Genomic DNA, 989 nt, shown 5'->3' on the forward strand with positions numbered 1-989 from the left:
CGAAACATCAAAAGCACGATACGGGCTCTACCTTGCAATTCATCCCTAGTTTGGATGCAACACCAGGATTTTACGCGCCAGCTCCACCTTTTCCGGCCCCGCCTTTACCGGCATTAACTGAGCTAGATATCGATACTAATACTTTTGTCGGCGAACCTGATTTCGATAAATATGAAACCGAGTCTAATTCTGTCTCTGCGATGTTTGAACACAATTTGAATGACATGCTCACATTGACGACCAACACACGATATTGGAAATCCGAGTCAACGTACCAATATACGCAAGCAATTGGTTACTCTTTTGCCCCGCCTTACCTGCCAGCACTAGTGCCCACTCTTCCGCCGCTAACCGCTCCAGGCGATGTATATAGACTCCACTACGCCTCTGAAAAAGAACTTGAGATCTTCGCAAATAATCTCGCGTTGAAAGCCAATGGTAACTGGCTTGGACTTGAGCACAATGCACAAATTGGTTTGGACTACGTCAAAGCAGACACCGTTGACGATCGCGCACGAGATCCAGTGCTCGAAGCGCTCTACCAAACCATTACAATGAACCCAAACGCAGTATTGCCGGGTGCTTTCTTGGCAGACTCGAAGATCAACCTATTAGATCCCCAGTATTCTGGCGCAACGACGATTCCAACGACAAGGGAATATCGTGACAGCTCCAATGAGCAGATCGGCCTCTATCTCGGAGACATCATGAGAGCGGGCAATGTGATCGCTTCAGTGAACGTGCGATATGATCGCGTCAAACAAAGCTTCGATCGTGTTGGCATCTATGGTGCTGCAGACTCAACGAGCTATAGCGATACCCTAGAAGACGTTAATACTGATTTTGCATTAATGTATCAATTCGAAAACGGTATCAGCCCTTACTATAGCTATGCTGAATCTTTTACTCCCAATGATGCTGACCAGAATGGCAACCTTGTTGATCCAAACGAAGGTAGCCAACATGAAATTGGTGTGAAGTTCTTATCT

General features: G+C 46.4%; 1 protein-coding gene. It reads left to right on the forward strand.

The window, feature by feature from the left end; translation table 11 throughout:
• The coding region (locus A3739_RS16015; RefSeq protein WP_156502622.1) for a TonB-dependent receptor domain-containing protein at positions 1-989 on the forward strand (989 nt) is incomplete at both ends.

It is taken from the genome of Oleiphilus sp. HI0067, assembly GCF_001635735.1.